Below are 21,790 nucleotides of genomic sequence, written 5' to 3'. Positions count from 1 at the left end.
ACTTTTTGAAACATTGCTGCAAGTAGAAAAAAACAGGTTACCCACCTTAACTTCTTTAAATTTGCTCACAATCTTTACTTGATGCATAAGGTTTTTGTTACACTCCTTTCATCTACCGATTACCTCTACCTACCGCCTTTACCTTTGCTAAGGTCAGAAACACGACTAGCTTCAGGACCTTCTAAACTCGACTGTGGCAGGCCACCAAAATTACTGGAATCACTAACACTAAGCGATATAGGTGCTTCTACTGGTCCACACCCTCCTCCCACTCTGTGATATCCTAATTCTAGATAAGTACGTAGTAATGGATCAATTTGTTCTCTATTTTGAATGTATGCTTGCAATTGCACACTTTGAAATCCCGGATCATTCCTGAATAATTGTGAAATGCCCACTCTTATGTTCTGAAAGTAATTTCTATCTCTGTTTGGGTGGCCTCTTCCAAGAAAATCGCGTATTATATTTATGATATTCTGCACTTGCCCAACAGGATTTTCGTTTAGAACTCGATTAATATCACTAGCATTTTCTAATGCCCATAAACCACAATTCCAACCATCTGTTTGCTGACTAACAGAAACATTATTAATCCTGATATTATTTCCTAAGTTATTTTGAATGATATCAGTAATACCACCTGGAACAGCAGTAGCAGTTGAATCAGCATAGTACCCAACATAGTTCCCATTTTGACGTTCAATCACTAGTGTAACCCAATGAGTATTATTTAAAGTAATGATTAAAGTTAAACGCTGTTGTTTTTCATTTTCCCTAAATTGATTTAATACTCTAACAATGTGCTCGTTACCGTCATTCCTTGCCAAATTAGCTACTTCAAAAGTGTGATTACCTTCAGTACGAAGCTGATATCGCAATCTTCCAGCGTGAGCTATATCAATTTGTTGAAGCCAGTAATCATAATGTCCATTTCTCGTCGCAAATTCTAGCGTAAGTAGATCATTTACTTCTATCCCTTGATTTCTAAGAATATCTCTTATTTGTCTTCTTATCTCTTGTGCTGTAGGAATGGAATTATCACCTCTCCTTATTCTTGACTTTAATGTTTCTATTACCTGTGCTCTAGTACCTTGCAAGTAACTAAATGGAACGTGCAGATTATCATCTATATCAAGCAAAAAAATCGAGTTCTGTCCTGGTTTTCTTTCCGTGTAAAAGCGCCTGAAATTTTCACGAGTCTGATCTGATAATAGACCCTCTGGTGGATTTTCATCAATAACACTTTCAGGTCCCACTAATACTCCTGGTCTTGAGTCACGACCACCACGATCAAGTCTATATAGATATAAGACCTTCTACTCTCTCTGCACCTGCATTAAATATAAGAGGAAGTAAAACCACCTCATTTCCAGAAGTAATAGGCACATATCCTCTCTGCTTGTTTATAAGTTCTTTTATTTGATCTTTTGCGTTATTCTCCTTTTGTATTATTTCTTCTGCATTACCAGCAAATCTTAATATATATCCAATTGGATGAGTATCTGCTGTAGGTTGCCTTAATAATAAAAGGTCTAATCTCTGTTCTGTAATTCTTGTGAGTATTGCCCTTTCTCCTTCTTCTTCCTGACCCCTTTTCAAACTATATGTTTGACCAACTTTATACATAGCAAGCACTTTATAAGGATTATCACTAGCATAAAATGTACCATGTAGTATAGAACGAAACTTATCCTCACTATTAACATTTATTGCGTCCCTAAGTGGCATCAATGCTCCAGAGATCTCTTGAAATAGTTCTCTATGCTGACCTACATTTTTCCAGCCATCATTCATAACCCTTTCTGAAATACCATGTACATTTTCAGCATTAGGTACTTGTACAAGATCACCATCAAGAAAATTATTTGCATTATTATTTTGGTAATCGTGATATAAACCAAGGTCATTTGGTTGATCAATATCTAGCTCAAATTGGTCATTAAGTGTGCATGAAACTTCCCATACATGAACATTATTTCTATTAACATTAAGAGCTTGTAAATCGATAGCTTCTTGCTGTTGCGCATCGTAAGCTCTAATATGAAGTGTAACTATATTATAACCCTGAGCATAAGAGACCATAGTTAAAGTATGTCTTCTTAAATCTCCATCACCGTATCTAAATATATACTTTCTTACACGTACTCGATCTTCTCCTTCTTCCAGCTCTAAATACTCTCTATCAAAAGCACTACTTCCAAAAGCAAAACCAGTTATACAATCAAATATTCTGTTATAATTCTCTGCATTTCTTGGTATTTCACCAGGAAGATGTTGAAGCAAGAAATCTCTAATATTCTCTCCAACCTCTTCATCTTCTATATACTCAAACAATCTTTGTACTAAAGGAAACCTGCCCTGTTGAAGCCCTACTGTATCAACCCTAAAAGGAATTCGATTTAAATTAAAATTTAATCCAACACAGACAGTATTTCTTGATTCAGTATGGATAGGTATAAATGAAGAATTGTGTAACCTTCCAGCGTAGCCTATGGCACAGTTTAATGCAACATCTGACGGTGTGTCAAATATAGCAAGATTAATAACAATAGGAATATTTTCTCTTTCTGCTTGATGATGTATAAGAAATGCAACATGTGAGTTTCTAGGAGATAAGTCAAGATCGATGCCTATTGTGTAGCGATGACTAAAATTTGCTAAAAAACCTAATAAAAACCCGTGACTCTCAAATTTTTGATTGCGATTTTCAATATTATTTTCTAGCGCTTGTCTGCAATTATCATAGATGTCAGTTATATATGGCAAAACTTCCCTGTGCATTCTACGTTCTACATTTTGTCTTTGGTTATTTGCTAGTATTTCCATAAAGTTGTCAATCCTTTGTTGACCTTGTGCTACCTGTGCAAAATTGACTGATCTATCAAGTTGTCTGAGCTGATTTTGATTGAGTTGTCTTCCTTTTATTTCCTGAATTGTCAATCTGTGATCTCCTAAGAGTTGTCTAAGAAGACTAATCTCAGATGCTGAATATTTGGCAAATTTATCTCTACCCCTAAAATCCTTTTCACGAATCACCTCGAATACTGTTGCAATTGCCTCTCCCTGACTCTTGCCTTTTCCATGCATGCATACTTTATATTGCTCAAAATCTAGGTCTCCTTCCCTTAAATCTGGATTTTGCTGTATAATCTTTTGTATTAGAGCATTTCTCTCCCTTGTACTAAACCTTAACCCATCACTGTTAGGGCGATCAGAAATGCTGTAACACTTGACAACTCGCTGTCCGTCACGACTACGAGTTAAAACAGCAACCTTTAAGTTTCCTGTATTTCTATTCCTACCACCTGTATCAATACCATGATTATCAAAACGAAAATAGACTCTCTCATTTGCATCCAAGATATCAGCATCATGTGCAGTAGCAAACATGCTAAAAAAGAATACAGGAAGGAAACGACCTGCACTTACATGATACAAGAAAGATGGACATTGATCTAAAAAAGATTCAAATCCTTGTCTGAATCCTTCAAGATCTCCATCCACCAAACTCCTAATAAGTCCATCACCATTACTCATACAAAATACCCCTTATTTACTACGACCAGAAACACCAAGAGTTCATAAGTAGATTACTTATTACCACTAAGCGTAAAGACGCTTTTTTTCTTATAAGAAGAAACACCACTTACACTAGGAGTTCCAAGCTCAGACTGCGGACCATCATCAACTGGCAAAGTTGTTTCCTTACTACCATGAGCTTTAGATCGTGACCGTAAATTATTCCAAGGACCATCACCTACAGGACCAAGAGGTAGAGTTGTTTTCTCTAACTCAGAGAATAACTCTTCTGCAAACAAACCGTAATCTACGTAATCCTTCATTCCTTCCCTACCGCATAATCTAAGGTTTTTTATTATCTTTTCCTTAAAGAACTCAAACTTTTCAGGAAAGCAATCTTTAGCAAATAATATTACATCTAATATTTCTTTTTTCTCTACTTCTTTTTCCTCATCAGACTTATAAATGTCTTCTCGTTTCCAGTTAATTATTAACCCTGCAAGCATGTCCTGTATAGGAACTATACAATTAGAAATATTAACAGAAATCTTTCTGTATTCAATAAAGCAGTCACATTTCCAAATCTTCATAATAAGAGATCTAGCTTGAACATTTGATTCAGGATTTTTCAACATTACATTTGAAAGTGAGTAAAGAAGGAGGTCATACTCATCCTGTGAGAGTATTTCCTTTGAATGATCACCTCGTGCTGAAGCTTCCTCATAACACCAGCACTGTACCAAATCATGAACCGTATCAAAAAAACATGACTCTATTAATTCAGCAAAAAGGGAATATATTCCTTTATCTTTCTGCGATAATTTCTGTAAAAGAGTATCTTTATCAGCTATATTCCTTACACAAAAATCTAAAATAGGAGCATCTTTCTCAACAGATTGAGGACGAGAAAGAGCAATAATAGCTTCTGTAAGCTTCTTCTCTTTATCTTCTTCTTTTAAATGATTATAAAAATACTCTACTCCCTCACTCCACCTAAGTTTTACAGCACTGTCAAAGCCTTCTACTGCATCATACTTCTTTAATTCCCCAGATTCTCTATCGATCCAGAAATCAAATACAGGACCTTTCCTTCGAATGCCACCCAAAAGCGAGTTTCGTATGTACTCATCAGTTATAGGATTACCTCTACTATCAAGTTCATCAGAAGAAAATCCATTTTTGTAGGATTCAAATGCTTTTTGAAAGAGTGGATGAATTTTATCTACCACACAGTAACTACAAGCCATCTCATATTTGCGAAGTGGATTATCTATTCCACCTATTTTTTCTTCAGTAAACCTTTGACCTAAAGCAGCATTATCCAACCTTACACCTGACCAGCAACCTTCATCTTGGAATACATTGTGCAAAAACTTCAACTTATCACCCTTAAAGTATTTTATGTGCTCCATAAAGTTATCTTGAAGGACTCCCACCCATCTCTTGATAGCTGACTTCCTCCCGGCAGCAACTGCTGGATCTGGATGTTTAATAGCTTCCTGTAATTTTTTGGACATCGTAGCCCGAAGCTCTTTCTGTGTTGGCATTAACCCCTCCTATTAAGTATTTATATAAAAAAGGCATTGTACATACATTAGAATGGATTGCAACATAAAAATTACTAGAATAGAGGACTTAATAAAAAAAACGTTATGGCTAAAACTTTTCTTCTTGAATGTCCTTAATGTAATCAATAGAAAGGCCGATCATTTTAGCTATAACATCTATAGAGACACCGGCCTTAAGTGAATTCTTTGCAACTTCGATTTTCTCTGCTTTTCTGCCTTCGGCTCTGCCTTTTTCATGTCCGATTTGGATGGCTTCTCTATTTATGAGCTGTATTAGCTGTGGTGTTGTGTAGCAGATTATCCAATCTGGTGCTTCTCTGCCATTTTCCCACTTAGCAAATCTCATCTTTTCCTTGAGATAATATCTCCTATAAGCTTCCACAGCACTGCTGCATTTATACTGATCCGGCAGTGCTTGTATAAAAGCTTGCATATCAGTTGATCGAAAAATGAGTAAATCCTTATTACTATCACACCAATTTATTACTTCCTCTGATTTATGCTTCCTTTTGTATCGCTGTGTATACTCTTTACACAATTCTTTTCCATACTCTATCAACCAACAAAAGTTTCCTTTCGATTGCCTAGCCCACAAAGAACAAGGATGATTGCTGTGAGTGAGTTTATATGGAACTTCTATATCCTGATCTATGACACTAACAAAAGGATTTGGCGCTTTTAATGCTATTGAAAAAACATTACTTAATAACTGAGCAGTTTCTAATGGCATTTTTACTATATGCTTATCACATAACATTTTTGCCGCAATCTCTGGGTTTTCATCTAGTACAAAGATGTTCATCTAAACATCCAAAGATAGAATCAGCTTAAGTCTTTAATTTCATTAGCTGTAAGACCAGTAGTTTGAGCTATAATATCAATAGAAACACCTGCTTTTAGTAGATTCTTTGCGACCTCAATTTTCTCTGCTTTTCTGCCTTTTTCATGTCCGATAAGGATGCCTTCTTCTCTACCTTTTTCAGTAGCATCATCAAGTTTTTGAGCGAGGACAGCCTGTTCATCAAGAATACGTTTTATTTCCTGTTCATAGGCAATAAATTCTTTTTCTGACCAGTTAAATCTATTTAGTTCTTCATAGGCCTTTTTAATTATTACATCACTACCTATTATTTTTTCCAGCTCTTCTTCACTAGTCTCATCTGCATATTTAAAGAAGTAGATCCATTTTTCAACTATATTTGAAAGCTGATCCTCTTTGGTTTTTGGAAATTTTGGCAATTCAATAAATATGAAGTAAAAATCTTTTAGATCGTGTTCATTAGTATCTTCATCCCGAATAGTATGCTTTGATTTATACTCAGACTTGTCCGGAAACAGGATACAATCTGCTATAGCAATGAAGATAATTTCCTTAAGGTCTTGGTATTGATCACCTTTATCGGCTTGTCTTGAATACGCTTTAGCTGCATAGTATTGGGCACGTTTTTCAAAGCCTTTAGTTTTAGCGACCTGCATCTCGACGATCACTTGCACCCCATCTTCATCTCTACAGAGAACGTCAACAATACTTTGCTTTTTAGCAGCAATATCAGGGTCTTGAATAGTACTTAGAAACTCTATATCCTTTATTGCACTTTTGTCAGTGAAGCCAAGGATATCATTGAGGAAGTGAATAAGAATATCTTTATTTTTTTCAGTACCGAAGATACGGCGAAAAGATATATCATTTTTGGGGTCGAGAAACTTCGAAAGAGCCATGAGAAAAAAACCTAAAAAGCATTAATAATTATACACAATTGTGAAGAAATGTTCAAGTTTTTTATTTTTTTAAGTTTTGAATGCGTTGATGAAGAAAACGACTGTCAGAGATCATCTTAGAATAGCATCCTCTACTTTAGACGTCCTTTTGTACATCTTTTATCAACCATGCTGTAAAGCACCTTACAAGCCCAGGAAATGGATGACAATGAATTTGGAGCTGTAGGAGACATCAAAGATACGCTTTTTGGTGTATAAAAATACGAATCTACAACGACATCGTTTAAAGAAATTAGCAGCTATTAATATCTTCTACTTTTTCATAAAAAAATAAACAAAAAAAAATTGAAAAATTGATTTGACTTCACCCGTAAGCTATGGCTTCATGCCAATACTGCTAAGAAAATAATAGTAAACATTTAAAAATAATTTATTATTAGTGAAGGGTGTATTATATGAATAATTAGAATAAAAGTAAAGAAGAAAATAAACGTAAAAAAGAAATAGAATTCAGAATCTTGGAAAGCAAAGGGAAGGCTCTGCTTGATCGTGAAATAATAGAAACATTTCTGAGTGCAGTGCATGATAGGGCCCAGGCTCAAGCAATTGCTAAAAACCTAGTGGATACTTGTACAGGGATAGGAAGGATTTTAGGTCGCGAAATGGATGAGCTGAAAAGTATAGAAGGTGTAGCAGACTCTACAGTTTCAATGATTTTTTGTGTCAAGGAAACTTTGACTAGGGTATTAAAGGAAGAGCTAAAAAAAGGGCCGATACTAGATAACCTAGATAAGCTTATAGAATATTTAAGGGTAAGTATCGGCTATTCAGATAAGGAGAATATTACAATAATGTATTTGAATCAAGGGTGCCATTTGATAGGGGAAGAAGTATTTGCTGGCAGGCGCCTGTCTATACAAGGGAAATAATAAAAAAAGCATTATTAAAAAATACAACATCAATCGTAATTTCACATAACCATCCCGGCGGAAGTGAAAAACCATCTGAAGCTGATAAAACCATGACTAAGAGTTTAGCTTTAGCGTGTCATAGTGTAGGTATCAAATTTCTTGATCATATTATCATTACAGGCGACGATTATTTTAGTTTTCGACAAAACGGATTGTTGTAGAGTTTTGGGCATCTGCTGTAAGCCTCTTTTTTATGTACATTTTTCTCGCAGTTGAGCTGCAATCTAACGAAAAGAAAATTGCTACTTGTTGATTTGAGGCTTTCAGTGATGAAGAAGGTATAGGAAATAATAGCGTTTATTTTTCTCTCATGATTAGTTTATTAAATTCCTCCTCACTTAAAATTTCAACACCTAGCTCCAAAGCTTTGTGATACTTTGACCCTGGATCTTTACCTATAACCACAAAATCCGTATTTTTGGACACACTAGAGCTAACTTTTACACCTAAAGATTCGGCTTTTGCTTGCGCTTCCTTTCTTTTCATTCCTGATAATTCTCCTGTGATGACCACTGTTTTGCCGCTAAGAGGGGAATTTAGCACTTACAGGCTCAATCTTTAGTTGAGAGGCGAGATTCTTTACCATTTCAACATTATCCTCATCAGAGAAAAATTCCTCCAAGGAAGTTATGGTCTCTTCGCCTACGCCTATTATCATTAATTTATCAGGAGCTTCTCTATCATAAGGTAATTGAGCCATCCAATTTTCATAAGATTGATAATGTTTTGCTAGTAATTTTGCTACGTGTGGTCCGACCAATTTAATTCCCAAAGAAGTTATAAACTTTTCAAGCGTTACAGTTCTTTTGCTGTTGATAGAGTGCAATAAATTAAATATGGATTGTTTATCCCATCCCCTTTGTTCACTTAAGTTGAAATTTTTGAGTTTTTCTTCGAGAGCAAAAATATCAGATATTTTCCTTATCAAACCAAGGTCATAAAGGAACTCCACTTGTTTACCGCCAAAACCTTTAATGTCAAGAACTTCCACAAAATGTTTTAACTTTCCTATTCGCTGTGCTGGGCAAACGTTTTCTCCGGTACATCTAATCGTAGCTTCCCAGTCATCAACTCTACTGCCACATTCCGGGCAAATATCAGGAAAAACAAACTTTGGTGCTTTTCGAGAACGAGCACTTTTATCTACATCTATAATTTTAGGAATCACATCTCCTGCCCTTTTGATTGTTACAATATCTCCTTCCCTTATGTCCTTACGCTTAATTTCATCCTTATTATGCAAATTTACCCTTGTAATGAGAACCCCTCCTATATTTATTGGAATTACTTTTGCAACCGGATTCAATTTACCCGTTTTGCCTACTTGTATTAATATTTTAACTATCTTAGTTTTTCCTTGAGCTGCAGGAAATTTATGAGCTATAGCTCCTCGAAGTAGTCTTTGCCAAACTTTTTCCCGTTTTTTAGTCGTTCACTATCTAAAGCAAATCCTTTGATAATAAAATCCTTCAAAACTTTTGTAGCCCATACTCTGAATAATGTTGCTTTTTTAGAATTAACTCGATAACCAACAGCTATAATTGTATCTAAATTGTAAAGTTGTGTTGGGTAATTTTTACCGTCTGCAGCGGTTACCTCAAAAGTGGAAACAACTTCTTTTTCCTGTAATTCACCAGATTCAAATATGTTCTTGATATGCTTACTAATAGCTGGCAGTTGTACATCAAATAATTCAGCCATCCTTTTTTGCGTAAGCCAAAGATTTTCATCTCTGCATAAAACTTCAATTTCTATATTTCCACCTGGAGTAGTATAAAATACAATCTTATTCTCATCCATTATCTATCTCCTATAACTTACAAACAAACCATTGATCATCAATAGGAATTTAACCAATTAATTGTCTCTACTGCAACTAAATTCTTTAAAACGTCTTTAGAGGGCTATTATAACTTATTAATGAGCTAGATAGAGGGGAAGTATCTGTTTTATCAAAAATTCATGTGACCTCTTCTCAGCTCCAGTAAACAGTTATTTCCAAAATGGAAACAACTCAAATAGTAAGGTGTCTAGGAGGTCGGACTTCCGTTTAGCGGGTTCTTAAAGTTTAGGCTCTTTTTAATTTCTTAGCTGCATTCAAATTATTTTAACTTTTTTTCAGAAAATCCCGGAAAAAGTGGTGAGAAATCCGGAGTATAGGGGCATTGAGTGTAGATGTGCTTCAAACACAAAAGCTTAAATTCGGCAAACAAGAAAAGATTGAAGAAAGCAAAAGAAATTTAGGTTTTTGGTAAGTTACGTAATTGAGAAGAAACAGCTTTATATTTTTTTAGATGAGGCAAAAACTTTGTTTTAAAGCTAGATGTAACTTTAGGGTACTAAAATACTACCATTACCAAAGAACGCATATAATGCCCCTTAGAACTCGAATAAATGGCATTCTTAGCAATTCTATTGCTGTATAGTAAACTCACAAGTGAGTTTAGCACGTTTTTTACGCTTTGCAAAGAAAAATTAAAAAAAAGTGAACAGTTTTTGTAAAATCGGTGAATATATATAATAGCAAGTCCTAACTAAGGTAGTAGCATAAGATTCTTGTCATTGGCCAATAAAAACCCATTCATAGCGTATTTTGAAGGAACCAAATGATATTTAGTGCTACTTGCAGTTTTAAATTATAGCAAATGTCAATCTTAACACTAGACCTCGGCAAACAAACCGGCTGGGCTATTCTTACAGATGGAGTAATTCAAAGTGGGAGCAAAAACTTTCATGGTAGCCGTTTCAGCGGAGGTGGAATGCACTTCTTAAATTTTCGTAGGTGGCTCAATGAGATGAGGGAAAGATTTTCAGATATTGAAGCAGTGTATTTTGAAGAAGTGAGAAGACATTTAGGTACTGACGCTGCACATTGTTATGGTGGTTTTTTTGCCATTTTAACTGCTTGGTGTGAAGAGCATCATATACCATACAAAGGTGTTCCGGTGAAGACGATAAAACGTTTCATAGCAGGCAAAGGCAATGCAAGTAAGGGTGAAGTTATTGAAGCTGTAAGGGGCAAAGGTTTTTTCCCTCAAGACGATAATGAAGCTGATGCTTTGGCATTGATGTTCTATGTTAATAATTTTAGTAAAGATTTTAATATGCTAGATAACACATAGGAAGTGGGTCCTTTCGGCCAGACTGGCGGACTTGGGAGCGAAACCCCGGGCCCTCTCTAGCGTCAGACGTATTTTGATTATTAACTTTTTAACAAGTTATTAAGAATTTAAACATAGCAATTATATGAATTTAGCAATCCACTATTACCCCGTTGAAAATCTTGTCGAATACGATCGTAACCCTCGCAAGAATGACGATGTAGTAAACAGAATGTGTGCCTCTATTCGGGAATTTGGTTTTCGTATCCCAATAGTTGCAAAAAGCGATGGCACTGTGGTTGATGGTCATTTACGCCTCAAAGCAGCAAGAAAACTGGGTATGGAGAGTATTCCCGTAGTCCTCAGTGATAACTTAAGTGAAGCCCAAACCAAAGCTTTTCGTTTACTTGCCAATCAATCAGCTAACTGGGCAAAGTGGGACGATGATCTTTTAAAAGTGGAAATTCAAGAGTTAGAAGATTTGCAGTTTGACCTTAAAATGACCGGATTTGAGCTGGAAAAGGTTCAACGTTTTCTTGATGATTTAGATGGAGAAAACAGTGAAAAAGAAGATTTTTCCGACTTAGCCGGTGATAGCAAAAAGGTAAAAATAACAAAACCAGGGGATCTATGGATTTTAGGTGGTCATCGAATCTACTGTGGTGATAGTTGTCTGGTTGAATCATTTAAAGCGGTATTAGACGATAAAATGGCAGATATTACCGTGTGTGACCCTCCGTATAACTTAGCATATGGTGACAGTCAGGAAAGAGAAGACAAAAAAATACTAAACGATGATCAAGGTGAAAAATACGAACTTTTTCTGTATGACATTTGTTCTCACGTTTTAGCGTACACCAAAGGTGCAATTTACATCTGTGCATCATCATCCGAGCTGGCAACGCTGCAAAAGGTATTTGAAGAAGCAGGTGGTCGTTGGTCGACATTTATAATTTGGGCAAAGAATCATTTTACGCTAGGAAGATCTGATTATCAAAGACAATACGAAACAATATTCTACGGTTGGAAAAATGGCAATAAGCGTGAGTGGCATGGAGGACGTAATCAAAGTGATCTCTGGTTTTACGATAAGCCAACGTACAACTCACTGCACCCAACGATGAAACCAGTGGAGTTAATGGAGAGAGCGATAGTAAACAGCAGTAGACCAGGGGACATAGTTCTTGATCCATTTAGCGGGTCTGGGAGTACGTTGATTGCATGTGAGAGGACAGGAAGAATCTGTAGAACGATAGAGCTAGATCCTACGTTTGTAGATGTGACCATAAAACGTTGGCAAGTATACACGGGAAGAGAAGCGATACTTTCCAATACTGGCAAAACCTTTGCACAAATTCAAGAAGAAAAACGGTAAAAGAAAGGAGAAAAAAGTGGAAGGAGGAAAAATCACGCAGACGGAATGGGCAAGGGAACTGGGAGTTTCAAAGCAATACGTCTGTTATTTAGTAAAGAAAGGAATAGTTGAGCTGGAGGATGGTGTATTAAATAAGACTTGACCTGACACTTTAAAAAAGTAAGTTAAAAATAATAAAAATAAAGGAGTGTTAGATATGAGTACAATACAGACAAAAATATTAAAACCAAAGCTAGGATTATTAGAACTAGCAAAACAACTAGGAAATGTGTCTCAAGCATGCAAAGTGATGGGATACTCAAGAGATACATTTTATCGCTTTAAGGAGTTATATGAAAATGGAGGAGAGGAAGCATTACATGAAATAAGTAAGAAAAAACCGCTATTAGCAAACAGAGTTTCCGACGATATAGAAAGAGCAGTGATTGGTATAGCAACAGAATTTCCAGCATATGGGCAAGAAAGAGCTGCAAATGAACTGAGAAAAAGAGGTATAATAATTTCTCAGGGAGGAGTAAGGTCTGTATGGCTAAGAAATGACCTTGAAACTCTCAAAAAGAGACTTAAAGCACTAGAGACAAAAGTAGCTCAAGACGGAATCATTTTAACTGAAGAACAACTTGCAGCTTTAGAAAAAGTGAAAGAACAAAGGGAAGCTCATGGTGAAATTGAGACGCAACATCCAGGTTATTTGGGTTCTCAAGATACCTATTATGTGGGCAATATCAAAGGTATAGGGCGCATTTATCAGCAAACTTTTGTTGATACTTATTCCAGAGTTGCAATGGTTAAACTTTACACGGACAGAACAGCTATTACAGCTGCAGATCTTCTCAACGATAGAGTTATTCCATTTTTTGATGAGCAGAAAATTCCATTATTACGCATTTTAACTGATAGGGGTACGGAGTACTGTGGCAAGCCCGAAAATCACGCTTATCAGCTTTATTTGGGCATAGAAAACATCGATCATTCTAGAACTAAAGCCAACTCTCCACAGACTAATGGCATATGTAAAAGGTTTCATAGAACCATGCAAGATGAGTGTTACAATATCATCTTTAGAAAGAAAATCTACAGTTCTTTGGAAGATCTACAGATTGATGTTGATCATTGGTTGCGTTCTTATAATGAGACAAGACCTCACTCGGGTAAATATTGCTATGGCAAAACGCCTATGCAAACTTTTCTTGATAGCAAATATATTGCTTTTCAGAAAAATATTAGTAGCATTACACAAGAGCCTGATATTAGTTTTGACTACCTCAATTCTTCTGTCAGTTAATTCTTGTCTGTCAGATCAAATCTTGTCTTTTACAGCTGATAAACCGTTCAGATAATCCCTATAACCTTGATCCGACCTTATTCCTTCCATAAAATTTAACTTATCTAGCGCTTGATTCAGGTAATCAAAGACTAACTGTAGCTTTATTCCTGATTTGGTATTATTCTCACAATCTCTATAGCTACTGCCATATCCTTTGTACATATCTTCCATGCTACTGGGCAGGCTAATGTAGCTGCTATCCAATAATTTAACGCTTCCAAATTGCTGTAAAATTTTGCAATCAATCTGTAGACTTTTTTTAAATAAACACAAAGCTTCGTTATACATTTTTTTCATGAACTCAACTGCTTCTTCACTAAACCTAAAATCTAAACCCTGTTTTGTAATTTCTATCGAGTCTTCATTTAGCAATTGGCACATTGTTTCTATGCTGCAATCATCAACTCCTATGTTACCAAAAACCATAGCTTTTATGAATGATGAGCCATTAAGTTTTCTCTTTCTTTTTATAAAACCTACTGCAATTGATATTTCGTCTGCTTTTTCATTAAAGAATTCATTGAGGTCTTTTGATAAGCAAGCTATTCTGTCCATTGTAAGTTCTCTCATTCATATATCCAAGAGAATTTATACCTTATTATTTTCCTTCACTCTATCAACTTTACTTACACTTTTCCTTAACTTGACGCGTATGGTTTATTTAACACTCCCAAAAAATTTCTATATATTCAAATATAGCAGTTTTGATATGCTGTTTAGAGTGCCGAGAGGTGTCTATTGGTAACTCCCTTTTTAGAGAACTGAAGAAGCTTTCCACAACAGAATTGTTGTAACAACAACCTTTATGACTCATCTATGTTTTTTATGGATAAGAGATATTGATAACCTTGCGAAGTATATTGTGAACCTTGATCACTATGTAATAGTAGATTTTTGGCAGGTTTACGCTTGTTAACGTCCATTAATAAAGAGTCCATAACCAATTGTTTATTTATTGAACTGCTCATTAACTACCATGCGTGAATATAGATCGATTATTGTTGCCAAATATAGTCATCCTTCTTTGGTTTTTATATAAGTAATCCCATACTTTATTTGGTTGATCGACAATAAAGTTTTGGTCTAATATATTGGGAGCTACTGTCCGTTTGTTGTTTCTTAATTTTAAATTTTCTTCTCAATATAGCCTGAATACCATTTTTCTGCATAATACTTTGCACTGTTTTTAAGTTGCAACTTTTACCCAAAGCCTTTAATTCAGCATGAATTTTAGGAGCTCCATATCTACATTTAGAAGCTTGATATATTTTTTGAATATCTGCTAATAACTCTTTATTTGCTGATTCTCTACTGCTTATTTTCCTTGTAGTCCACTTATAGTAGCCACTAGCAGAAAACCCTACATAATTCCTGCACTTTATAGTGTTTACTATGCTCTTTTATGAAAAAATATTTTACTCTTTTTGACTGGCCAGGGCTTTTTTTAAAATGTCTCTTTCTCTTGTTACTTTTGCTAACTCTTTCTGTAAATCAAATCTCTCTTTGTCATAAGGTGCTACATCTGGAAATGCATTTGCCGCTGACTTTTTTTCGTTATATTTCTTCATCCATTTTCCTAATACACTATCCCTTATTCCTAGATCTCTTGCTACTTTTGCAACTGGTTGACCTACCTTTCTTTGTTCATTTGCCAGCTTAACAGCTTCCAATTTGAATTCTGCCGTATATTCTCTTGCCATTTCTAATCCTCCAAAATTTTATTTTACCCAAAAAAACTCTTTTCTTTCTCTCCACTTTTTCTGGGTAAGGTCAGTATGGGAAAAGGTGAAAGATGTACTAAAAAACCCAGAGATGATAAAAAAGGAATACCAACGTAGAGTATTAGAAAATAAAAATGATGAATCATCAGAGAAAAAGTTTGCAAGAAGAGAAAATCAAATAAAAGAAGGTATCGAAAAATTAATGGAAGATTATTATAGTCAAGAAAATGCAGGAGAGAAAGGATATATAAGCGAGGAAGAATTTAAACAGACAATGAGAAAAATGAAAGAACGCTTACAAGGGATAGAAGAAGAGAAAAAAAAGGTAGTTGATCAGAAGGCAGTAGAAAAAGGAATAAGTCTTATTATAAATAGCATAAAGAATTTTTATTCTAGTGTAAAATCGAACCTGGAACAGCTAGATTGGCAAACTAAGCGCGGCATTATTAAAGCATTAATAGGACAAATTAACATTGGTTGTGATCAGGTAGAAGTAGGATTTCAGATCGAAGAACCAGCACAGGATGGGGGAATTCTTAATTTGTATCATTGTACTACACATCATAATAAGGGGGTTGGCGAAGGGTGTCAAGCAAGTTTTTTCGTTTCTATAAATCTGGATTTCAGCGTTATGCGCTGGAATGACAACGTGAGGTAAATTTTTCAACATCCCAAAATTACAGAATTCAGTCTGTTTAATTAAGTGTGAACTGTTACACGAAAATTTTGTAAACAGATTAATATACCCTGTTTTTGCTATTCATCTAAAAATGGAACCATAGAGTACGTTGAGGAGCGTAAGCAAATTTTAATGCAAAAATTACTATCAAAAAATAGATTATGCAAGAGGTCTAATTATTCTGCCGCAATTTTGCTCTATCACACTTGCCACATTTAATATTCCAGCTTCATCATAATAATTTCCAATCACTTGCAAGGCAAGTGGTAAACCCTCATTGGAGAGCCCAACAGGAACAGAAATAGCAGGCAATCCTGCCAGACTTGCCGGCACAGTAAACACATCATTGATGCACATAATTAGCGGATCTGGCTTTTCATTTAAGCCAAAAGCTTCTGTTGGAGCAGATGGCACAAGTATGTAATCTATTTTTTCAAACGCTTTTATAAAATCATTTCTGATTAATGCCCTAATGCACTGCGCTTTTTCGTAATATTCATTATGATGACCTGAAGAAAGCGCATAAGCGCCAATTAAAATTCTTCTTTTCACCTCTTTACCGAAACCTTCTGCTCTTGTTAGTGAATACATTTCTTCAAGGGTATCAGCATCAACCCTGAACCCATAACGCACACCGTCATAACGAGCAAGATTGGATGAAGTTTCAGCAGAACAAATTAAATAATAGACTGGTATTGCATATTTAGTATGTGGCAGAGTAACGTCAACAACTTCAGCGCCATTTTCTTTTAAATAGGAAGCAACTTTCTCCCAATTATGGACTATTTCCTCTGAAATTCCATCCATCCTATATTCTTTTGGTATACCAATACGCTTACCCTTAACATCACCATTTATAAAGCTGGAAAATTTAGGTGCTGGCTTTCTACTTGATATTGAATCTTTTGTATCATAGCCACAGATTGCTTCCAGCATTAATGCTGAATCAGAGACAGAACGAGTAATGACTCCTGCTTGATCTAGAGAACTCGCAAATGCAATCATACCAAAACGCGAGCATCTTCCATAAGTTGGCTTTATTCCAACTACTCCACAGTAAGCTGCTGGTTGGCGTACAGATCCACCGGTGTCACTCCCTAGTGCTCCAGCGCATAAAAATCCAGCCACCGATGCTGCAGATCCACCAGATGATCCACCAGGAACAACTTTTTCCCCATCACTTTTTCTAATCCACACATTTTCGACAGGGCCAAAATAGCTGTTTGTGTTCGCAGAACCCATAGCAAATTCATCCATATTAAGCTTACCGAGCATGGCTGCTCCACTTTTTAAAAGCAAGTCAGACACCGTAGATTCGTAAGTCGGAACGAAATTTTCCAGCATTTTTGAGCATGCTGTTGTTTTTATTCCTTTTGTACAGAATAGATCTTTGATGCCAACTGGTACACCCATGAGCGGCGAGATTAAATCATCCTTTTGCCTAGAGAAATATTCATCTGCAGCTTTAGCAGCTTTCATTGCTATCTCTGGGGTTTTTGTTATAAATGCATTTAATTTCTCATTTTCAACCGCACTGATGTGCGCCTCTACGAGTTCAACGGCAGAAAAACTCTTTTTTTTGAGCCCGTCATGCATTTGTGTAATACTTAACTTTCTTAGTTCATTCATCAATATTTAATTTTTAGCAAGACGTTAATTATAACATGGCACGATAAAAAATCCATACATTTATAGTTACAGCTAGAAATGTAGCTAAGGTAACTTAGATTCACCGACAATCGTCATCCCGCTACTTGTTAGCGGCTAAGAGATACCGCAGCGGTATGACGTAGAAGCTATACTTTTATACTCACCAACTCAGTATCCAATCCGGATTGTATCTTAAAAAGGTCAAAAGACTATAATAAGCAAAGGAGTGATACTGTGTCTGAGTGAAAATCGTTGAGATCCCAGTGTCTGCTGCTTGCATAGCATTTATTTACAAAAAAATAGTCATGCAAGAGACTTTGCTTGGATATTTGATATAATTTAGGTCTATTAAAGCAAAAAATACTAACATGAATGAAGTGATAACATTTGGTTGTCGTCTAAATTTTTACGAGAGCGAGTTAATCAAAGAAGCATTAAAAAAAGCAAAGAGAGAAAATGTTGTTGTGGTGCATAGCTGTGCAGTGACAAACGAAGCAGAACGTCAGGTAAAGCAAAAGATACGTAAGATTTACAAAAATGATCCAAATAAAGAAATTATCGTAGTTGGTTGTGCTGTTCAGTTGGATCCAGAAGTTTACAGTAGCATTCCTGGTGTAAGTAAAGTGCTCGGTAATCAAGATAAGCTAAAAGCTGAAAATTACTTACTAAATGACGATAAAATCTTGGTCAGTGATAACCAAGTAGAACCTGTTCTAATTAATGGATTTGAAGATAAGTCAAGGGCATTTATTGAAATTCAAAATGGTTGTAATCATAGCTGCACATTTTGTTCAATTACTGAGGCAAGAGGGAATAATCGATCTGTGCCAATAAACAGTATTATAGAGCAAATCAGGATCTTTGTAGAAAATGGATATCAAGAAGTAGTGTTTACAGGGGTTGATATTACTGACTTTGGTACAGATTTGTTGGGTAAGCCATCACTTGGTTCAATGATTAGGAGAGTTTTAAAGGATATACCAGAGTTGAAGAGGCTAAGACTTTCCTCTATCGATGTTGCTGAAGTTGACGACGAATTAATGGATTTAATAGCTAATGAGTCAAGACTTATGCCTCATTTACATTTGAGTCTACAATCTGGTAATAATTTAATACTAAAGAGAATGAAGCGTCGTCACAACAGAGAGCAAGTGATAGAATTTTATCATAAAATGAAGAGCTTGAGACCTAATATAGCATTTGGCGCTGATATTATTGCTGGATTTCCAACAGAAACTGATGAAATGTTTCAGGATACGGTTGATCTACTAAAAAAAATAAATGTAGTTTACCTACATGCTTTTCCATATTCAGAGCGGAAAAATACACCTGCTGCACGGATGCCGCAAATACCAGAAAATGTACGTAAAGAACGGGTAAAGCACCTAAGAGAGGTGAATAAGGAAATGATGAGCAGTTTTTATCAATCTTTGCTCAGCACCGAGCAAAGCGTTCTGGTTGAGCAAAATCATATCGGTAGAACAGAAAATTTTGCATTAGTAAAGCTTGAACCAAAAGCTCAAGCCAAGAGTATTGTGAAAGTTAATGTTAAAGGAGTGGAAAATAATTATCTAATCGGAAGTATCTTACCTTAATTTTTTGTACATTAAAGAAATATATGATATAGTAGTTATACTATAAATGATAATTATGGGTTCATTTGTGATAACTAAAATATCTATTGCTTTATTTTTAATTTTCATTCCATGTGTCTATTTTTTTATTACTTATATTAGTAATAGTACACACATTGAGCAAGTACAACCCTTAAAATTAGAAACAGACAATGATGAAAGTGTGATACGTTCTGAGGAGGTTACTGCAAAAGAAATACCAATAAAATATCAAGAACTTGAAAGTAGTCCACCTTCTGTTTTCCAAGTAGCTGATCAGAAAAATATGTGGTCACGTATTGCAGATCAAGCTGAGCCTACAAAAGAAAAATCAAAAAAACTTGATTTTTATGTTAGCGCTAACGGTGGTAAGGTATACCATGATAATTCAGAAATATTTGTAAAGGGTATAAAGGCAATAGGGGAGAGAGTCCTAACTTTAGTTGAAAGTCATTATGGTTTTATAATAAAAAATATAGTGGCAGATGAAATTAAAAGTATACAGCAATTTGATGGTAAAATTGATTTCCAGTGGTTTAGCAGCATGTCTTTAGGTTACTATGCTGGAGAAAATGGTAAAATTGATTTTGAAGCCGCGTATTCTATAGCCAATATTGAAGATAGTAATTCTCCTCCGGTATTTGATAAATCAGCAAGTATATTTGCGTTTTTGTTAAACTTCTATTATAATCCCAGCGTTCAGGATACACAATTTGCTCCGTACATCGGTCTTGGTATAGGACCAACAGTTTTTAGATTAAAAAGGATTAATGGGTCACCCCAAAATTCAATGCCACTGAATGTTCCTTGGTTTGCTTATCAAATAAAACTTGGTGTTGATTATTCAATAATCCCAGAAATCAAAACCTTTCTCGGCTATCGTTACTTTAGCGTTCCGATACCTGTTGCAGATGACATATCTACTCACAATATTGAAGTTGGTTTGATATTTAATTTTTAGTGATAATTTAATATATATATAAATTCTTATCTTTTCTATCTAACAAACCAAATGTTGGTACGATTGTTGCTTTTAAAAAAATGACAGTTTCTACTGTTCTAATATTATTCGCTAGCCTTTTTGATTTCTGATGCAATAAGCTTTGCTTATCTTCTCTATGTTCTATAAGCCCGCCGATTACCATAATTTCACCGCTCTTAATTTTTAACATAGAGTTCATTTCTCTGATTTCAACAATTGGAATGTCGCTATTTAATTTCATTTTACTCTGCTGTGCGACGTACTCTATATCTGGATCTTTAGTGTAGCCGTTAATTCTTGATAAAGTTGGATGTATATCCATGAATATTTCACTAGTATCAATGTTAATGCTTGGGTGGATTATTAGCACAACACCTATTGGGACGCTATTCATCTTGGTAATTAAGGTCTGATTAGAGTTTCTAGTATCTTTTTGTATATCGGAGGTAAAATAAATATGGTTTTTAGTAAATGAAATCATCGCTTGCTGATTATTTATAGCATGTACTCTGGGGCTTGAAATTACAGTTGAAGTGCCAAATTTGTCTAAATTTTTTACTAAATCTCCTAGATCATTTGCACCAAAGTTCATTGCTAGGTTAATAATGGAGTTATCTTGATTTATTATAGACTTAGTTCCATCTTGTAAGTCATTTAAGTTCATACCAGAAAGGTATTTGTCATCTAGCACAACTTCAACTATTTTTGCCTCTATCATTACTTGAGAAGACGCTAACTTCTTAACCTTATTAATATATTCTTCAACAGCTTTGTGGATATCTTTTCTAGCATTCAAAATAATAACACCAGCTTCTCTGTTGGATGAAAGGAATTCGCCATCATCCACCCCGTTAACATCCATTATTGCATTCAAGCCTTTTTCTAATGAATTCCATAAGTCACTACTGTATTGAGACTTCATAACATTGTTATAGTCCCTATCAACGTTACTTCCATCACTGTTAGTAATATTGTTATTAATGACGAAACTGCTTTGAGCAGAATGTTGAATATTGATGAAGTCTACGTAATAATTTTGTGCGTATGGCAAGTCCTGCTCAATTCTAATTACACCATTACTTGTTGAGTAACGCAGTTTGGCGCTATTTGCTATACTCTGAATTACTTCGTTTATATCCTTATCTTTTAGCTTTAAAATAATATTACCTGATATTTTTGGGTCCATATCCAAGTTAACGTCAGAAAGTTTTCCTATCTCAATCAGCAAATCCTTTACTGATACTTCTTCACTAACATTAATAGAAATAAGCTGATTACTGATTGTGAGATCGGGAAACTCTATTGGTAAAGGCATAATTTCTGGTATTGCCGGTTCATTAATCTCCAAAGAGGTGTTATATTGTTGCAACGGATAATCGTGCTTATAATTGTCTATGTTAATAGGATATTGCTTGGTAGGTAGATGTGTGCAAGAAATAATGAAGAGGAGTATTAAGCATTTAAAAATAGCCATTAGAACAGCATATAGATCTATACTAATAGATTTCTATAAAAATATTAAAAATGTATTTAATTTCGTTTTCATCGAGCAGATAATTGTCATA

The 21,790-nt window shown here is 35.2% G+C and carries 20 protein-coding genes and 3 pseudogenes; 9 read left to right on the top strand and 14 right to left on the bottom strand.

Features of this window, described 5'->3' with window-relative positions; translation table 11 throughout:
• Nucleotides 1-125: 125 nt before the first annotated feature.
• The 5 genes from AAGD59_RS04440 to AAGD59_RS04420 all read right to left on the bottom strand — a co-directional run bounded on the left by AAGD59_RS04440 (nt 126) and on the right by AAGD59_RS04420 (nt 6,806).
• Nucleotides 126-1,256, bottom strand: a complete 1,131-nt coding sequence (locus tag AAGD59_RS04440; protein WP_341812881.1) for a hypothetical protein — start codon at nt 1,254-1,256, stop codon at nt 126-128.
• A gap of 40 nt (nt 1,257-1,296) precedes the next feature.
• Nucleotides 1,297-3,537, bottom strand: a complete 2,241-nt coding sequence (locus AAGD59_RS04435; RefSeq protein WP_341812880.1) for a hypothetical protein — start codon at nt 3,535-3,537, stop codon at nt 1,297-1,299.
• Nucleotides 3,538-3,590: 53 nt separating this feature from the next.
• On the bottom strand, nt 3,591-5,066 hold the full coding sequence (locus tag AAGD59_RS04430; protein ID WP_015588933.1) for a hypothetical protein: 1,476 nt from the start codon (nt 5,064-5,066) through the stop codon (nt 3,591-3,593).
• 109 nt (nt 5,067-5,175) lie between these two features.
• On the bottom strand, nt 5,176-5,889 hold the full coding sequence (locus AAGD59_RS04425) for a pyrimidine dimer DNA glycosylase/endonuclease V (protein WP_015588934.1): 714 nt from the start codon (nt 5,887-5,889) through the stop codon (nt 5,176-5,178).
• A gap of 20 nt (nt 5,890-5,909) precedes the next feature.
• Nucleotides 5,910-6,806, bottom strand: coding sequence for an Rpn family recombination-promoting nuclease/putative transposase (locus AAGD59_RS04420; RefSeq protein ID WP_213863264.1), 897 nt, complete (start codon nt 6,804-6,806; stop codon nt 5,910-5,912).
• A gap of 518 nt (nt 6,807-7,324) precedes the next feature.
• Here AAGD59_RS04420 and AAGD59_RS07000 point away from each other — a divergent pair.
• Both AAGD59_RS07000 and AAGD59_RS06995 read left to right on the top strand, forming a co-directional pair.
• The gene (locus AAGD59_RS07000; RefSeq protein WP_255498673.1) at nt 7,325-7,735 is read left to right on the top strand and encodes a DNA repair protein RadC; all 411 of its coding nucleotides are present in this window, start codon (nt 7,325-7,327) and stop codon (nt 7,733-7,735) included.
• A complete protein-coding gene (locus tag AAGD59_RS06995; protein ID WP_255498674.1) occupies nt 7,675-7,938 on the top strand; it encodes a JAB domain-containing protein in 264 nt (87 codons plus the stop codon). The genes AAGD59_RS07000 and AAGD59_RS06995 overlap by 61 nt, the downstream gene beginning before the upstream one ends.
• 136 nt (nt 7,939-8,074) lie before the next feature.
• Here AAGD59_RS06995 and AAGD59_RS04410 read toward each other — a convergent pair whose 3' ends face one another.
• From AAGD59_RS04410 to AAGD59_RS04400, 3 genes and pseudogenes are all read right to left on the bottom strand, one after another.
• The gene (locus AAGD59_RS04410; protein ID WP_174516998.1) at nt 8,075-8,320 is read right to left on the bottom strand and encodes a BRCT domain-containing protein; all 246 of its coding nucleotides are present in this window, start codon (nt 8,318-8,320) and stop codon (nt 8,075-8,077) included.
• Complete coding sequence (locus tag AAGD59_RS04405; RefSeq protein ID WP_174516999.1) at nt 8,301-9,083, bottom strand: helix-hairpin-helix domain-containing protein; 783 nt, start codon at nt 9,081-9,083, stop codon at nt 8,301-8,303. The genes AAGD59_RS04410 and AAGD59_RS04405 overlap by 20 nt, the downstream gene beginning before the upstream one ends.
• Before the next feature lie 77 nt (nt 9,084-9,160).
• Nucleotides 9,161-9,577, bottom strand: a pseudogene (locus AAGD59_RS04400) (virulence RhuM family protein); the annotation flags it as partial.
• An 845-nt stretch (nt 9,578-10,422) separates the two neighbouring features.
• On the opposite strand from AAGD59_RS04400, the gene AAGD59_RS04395 reads away from it, so the two are divergent.
• From AAGD59_RS04395 to AAGD59_RS04380, 4 genes and pseudogenes are all read left to right on the top strand, one after another.
• Nucleotides 10,423-10,899 (top strand): crossover junction endodeoxyribonuclease RuvC, encoded by a 477-nt coding sequence (locus tag AAGD59_RS04395; protein ID WP_015588906.1) that lies wholly within the window; start codon nt 10,423-10,425, stop codon nt 10,897-10,899.
• 124 nt (nt 10,900-11,023) lie between these two features.
• A complete protein-coding gene (locus AAGD59_RS04390) occupies nt 11,024-12,253 on the top strand; it encodes a DNA modification methylase (protein WP_174517000.1) in 1,230 nt (409 codons plus the stop codon).
• Nucleotides 12,254-12,269: 16 nt separating this feature from the next.
• Nucleotides 12,270-12,389 (top strand): annotated as a pseudogene (locus AAGD59_RS04385) (MarR family transcriptional regulator); the annotation flags it as partial.
• A 60-nt stretch (nt 12,390-12,449) separates the two neighbouring features.
• Nucleotides 12,450-13,538, top strand: coding sequence for an IS481-like element ISWpi2 family transposase (locus tag AAGD59_RS04380; protein WP_015588908.1), 1,089 nt, complete (start codon nt 12,450-12,452; stop codon nt 13,536-13,538).
• A gap of 36 nt (nt 13,539-13,574) precedes the next feature.
• Here AAGD59_RS04380 and AAGD59_RS04375 read toward each other — a convergent pair.
• The 4 genes and pseudogenes from AAGD59_RS04375 to AAGD59_RS04370 all read right to left on the bottom strand — a co-directional run.
• Nucleotides 13,575-14,135, bottom strand: a pseudogene (locus AAGD59_RS04375) (IS4-like element ISWosp9 family transposase); the annotation flags it as partial.
• Between the two features lie 106 nt (nt 14,136-14,241).
• Nucleotides 14,242-14,394, bottom strand: coding sequence for an IS3 family transposase (locus tag AAGD59_RS06990; protein WP_141457203.1), 153 nt, complete (start codon nt 14,392-14,394; stop codon nt 14,242-14,244).
• A 238-nt stretch (nt 14,395-14,632) separates the two neighbouring features.
• Entirely contained in the window at nt 14,633-14,848 is a 216-nt protein-coding gene (locus AAGD59_RS06985) for an IS3 family transposase (RefSeq protein ID WP_245836010.1), read from the bottom strand.
• Nucleotides 14,849-14,995: 147 nt separating this feature from the next.
• On the bottom strand, nt 14,996-15,280 hold the full coding sequence (locus tag AAGD59_RS04370; protein ID WP_038198869.1) for a transposase: 285 nt from the start codon (nt 15,278-15,280) through the stop codon (nt 14,996-14,998).
• An 85-nt stretch (nt 15,281-15,365) separates the two neighbouring features.
• Here AAGD59_RS04370 and AAGD59_RS04365 point away from each other — a divergent pair, with 85 nt between their 5' ends.
• A complete protein-coding gene (locus tag AAGD59_RS04365) occupies nt 15,366-15,959 on the top strand; it encodes a hypothetical protein (protein ID WP_227738582.1) in 594 nt (197 codons plus the stop codon).
• A gap of 180 nt (nt 15,960-16,139) precedes the next feature.
• Here AAGD59_RS04365 and gatA read toward each other — a convergent pair whose 3' ends face one another.
• On the bottom strand, nt 16,140-17,609 hold the full coding sequence (gatA, locus tag AAGD59_RS04360) for an Asp-tRNA(Asn)/Glu-tRNA(Gln) amidotransferase subunit GatA (protein ID WP_015588939.1): 1,470 nt from the start codon (nt 17,607-17,609) through the stop codon (nt 16,140-16,142).
• 389 nt (nt 17,610-17,998) lie between these two features.
• Here gatA and mtaB point away from each other — a divergent pair, with 389 nt between their 5' ends.
• Together mtaB and AAGD59_RS04350 are read left to right on the top strand one after the other, a co-directional pair.
• Nucleotides 17,999-19,225 (top strand): tRNA (N(6)-L-threonylcarbamoyladenosine(37)-C(2))-methylthiotransferase MtaB, encoded by a 1,227-nt coding sequence (gene mtaB / locus AAGD59_RS04355; protein ID WP_015588940.1) that lies wholly within the window; start codon nt 17,999-18,001, stop codon nt 19,223-19,225.
• Between the two features lie 67 nt (nt 19,226-19,292).
• Nucleotides 19,293-20,204 carry an outer membrane protein gene (locus AAGD59_RS04350; protein WP_141457201.1) on the top strand — a complete coding sequence of 304 codons (912 nt, stop codon included), beginning with the start codon at nt 19,293-19,295 and terminating at the stop codon, nt 20,202-20,204.
• 7 nt (nt 20,205-20,211) lie between these two features.
• Here AAGD59_RS04350 and AAGD59_RS04345 read toward each other — a convergent pair whose 3' ends face one another.
• Complete coding sequence (locus tag AAGD59_RS04345) at nt 20,212-21,699, bottom strand: type II secretion system protein GspD (RefSeq protein WP_015588942.1); 1,488 nt, start codon at nt 21,697-21,699, stop codon at nt 20,212-20,214.
• Nucleotides 21,700-21,790: the final 91 nt, after the last annotated feature.

It is taken from the genome of Wolbachia endosymbiont (group A) of Cephus spinipes (assembly GCF_964026895.1).
In the GTDB taxonomy this organism is placed as follows: Bacteria; Pseudomonadota; Alphaproteobacteria; order Rickettsiales; family Anaplasmataceae; genus Wolbachia; species Wolbachia pipientis.
The sequence above is the reverse complement of the archived record's forward strand: the minus strand, read 5'-3'. Positions and strand labels throughout refer to the sequence as shown.

Excerpts from the sequence above, each read along its gene's own strand:
- mtaB (WP_015588940.1), top strand. The coding sequence starts at position 17,999 with ATGAATGAAGTGATAACATTTGGTTGTCGTCTAAATTTTTACGAGAGC.
- AAGD59_RS04390 (WP_174517000.1), top strand. The coding sequence starts at position 11,024 with ATGAATTTAGCAATCCACTATTACCCCGTTGAAAATCTTGTCGAATAC.
- AAGD59_RS04380 (WP_015588908.1), top strand. The coding sequence starts at position 12,450 with ATGAGTACAATACAGACAAAAATATTAAAACCAAAGCTAGGATTATTA.
- AAGD59_RS06990 (WP_141457203.1), bottom strand. The coding sequence starts at position 14,394 with ATGAGTCATAAAGGTTGTTGTTACAACAATTCTGTTGTGGAAAGCTTC.
- AAGD59_RS04435 (WP_341812880.1), bottom strand. The coding sequence starts at position 3,537 with ATGAGTAATGGTGATGGACTTATTAGGAGTTTGGTGGATGGAGATCTT.
- AAGD59_RS04345 (WP_015588942.1), bottom strand. The coding sequence starts at position 21,699 with ATGGCTATTTTTAAATGCTTAATACTCCTCTTCATTATTTCTTGCACA.
- AAGD59_RS04420 (WP_213863264.1), bottom strand. The coding sequence starts at position 6,806 with ATGGCTCTTTCGAAGTTTCTCGACCCCAAAAATGATATATCTTTTCGC.
- gatA (WP_015588939.1), bottom strand. The coding sequence starts at position 17,609 with ATGAATGAACTAAGAAAGTTAAGTATTACACAAATGCATGACGGGCTC.
- AAGD59_RS04425 (WP_015588934.1), bottom strand. The coding sequence starts at position 5,889 with ATGAACATCTTTGTACTAGATGAAAACCCAGAGATTGCGGCAAAAATG.
- AAGD59_RS04370 (WP_038198869.1), bottom strand. The coding sequence starts at position 15,280 with ATGGCAAGAGAATATACGGCAGAATTCAAATTGGAAGCTGTTAAGCTG.
- AAGD59_RS04395 (WP_015588906.1), top strand. The coding sequence starts at position 10,423 with ATGTCAATCTTAACACTAGACCTCGGCAAACAAACCGGCTGGGCTATT.
- AAGD59_RS04430 (WP_015588933.1), bottom strand. The coding sequence starts at position 5,066 with ATGCCAACACAGAAAGAGCTTCGGGCTACGATGTCCAAAAAATTACAG.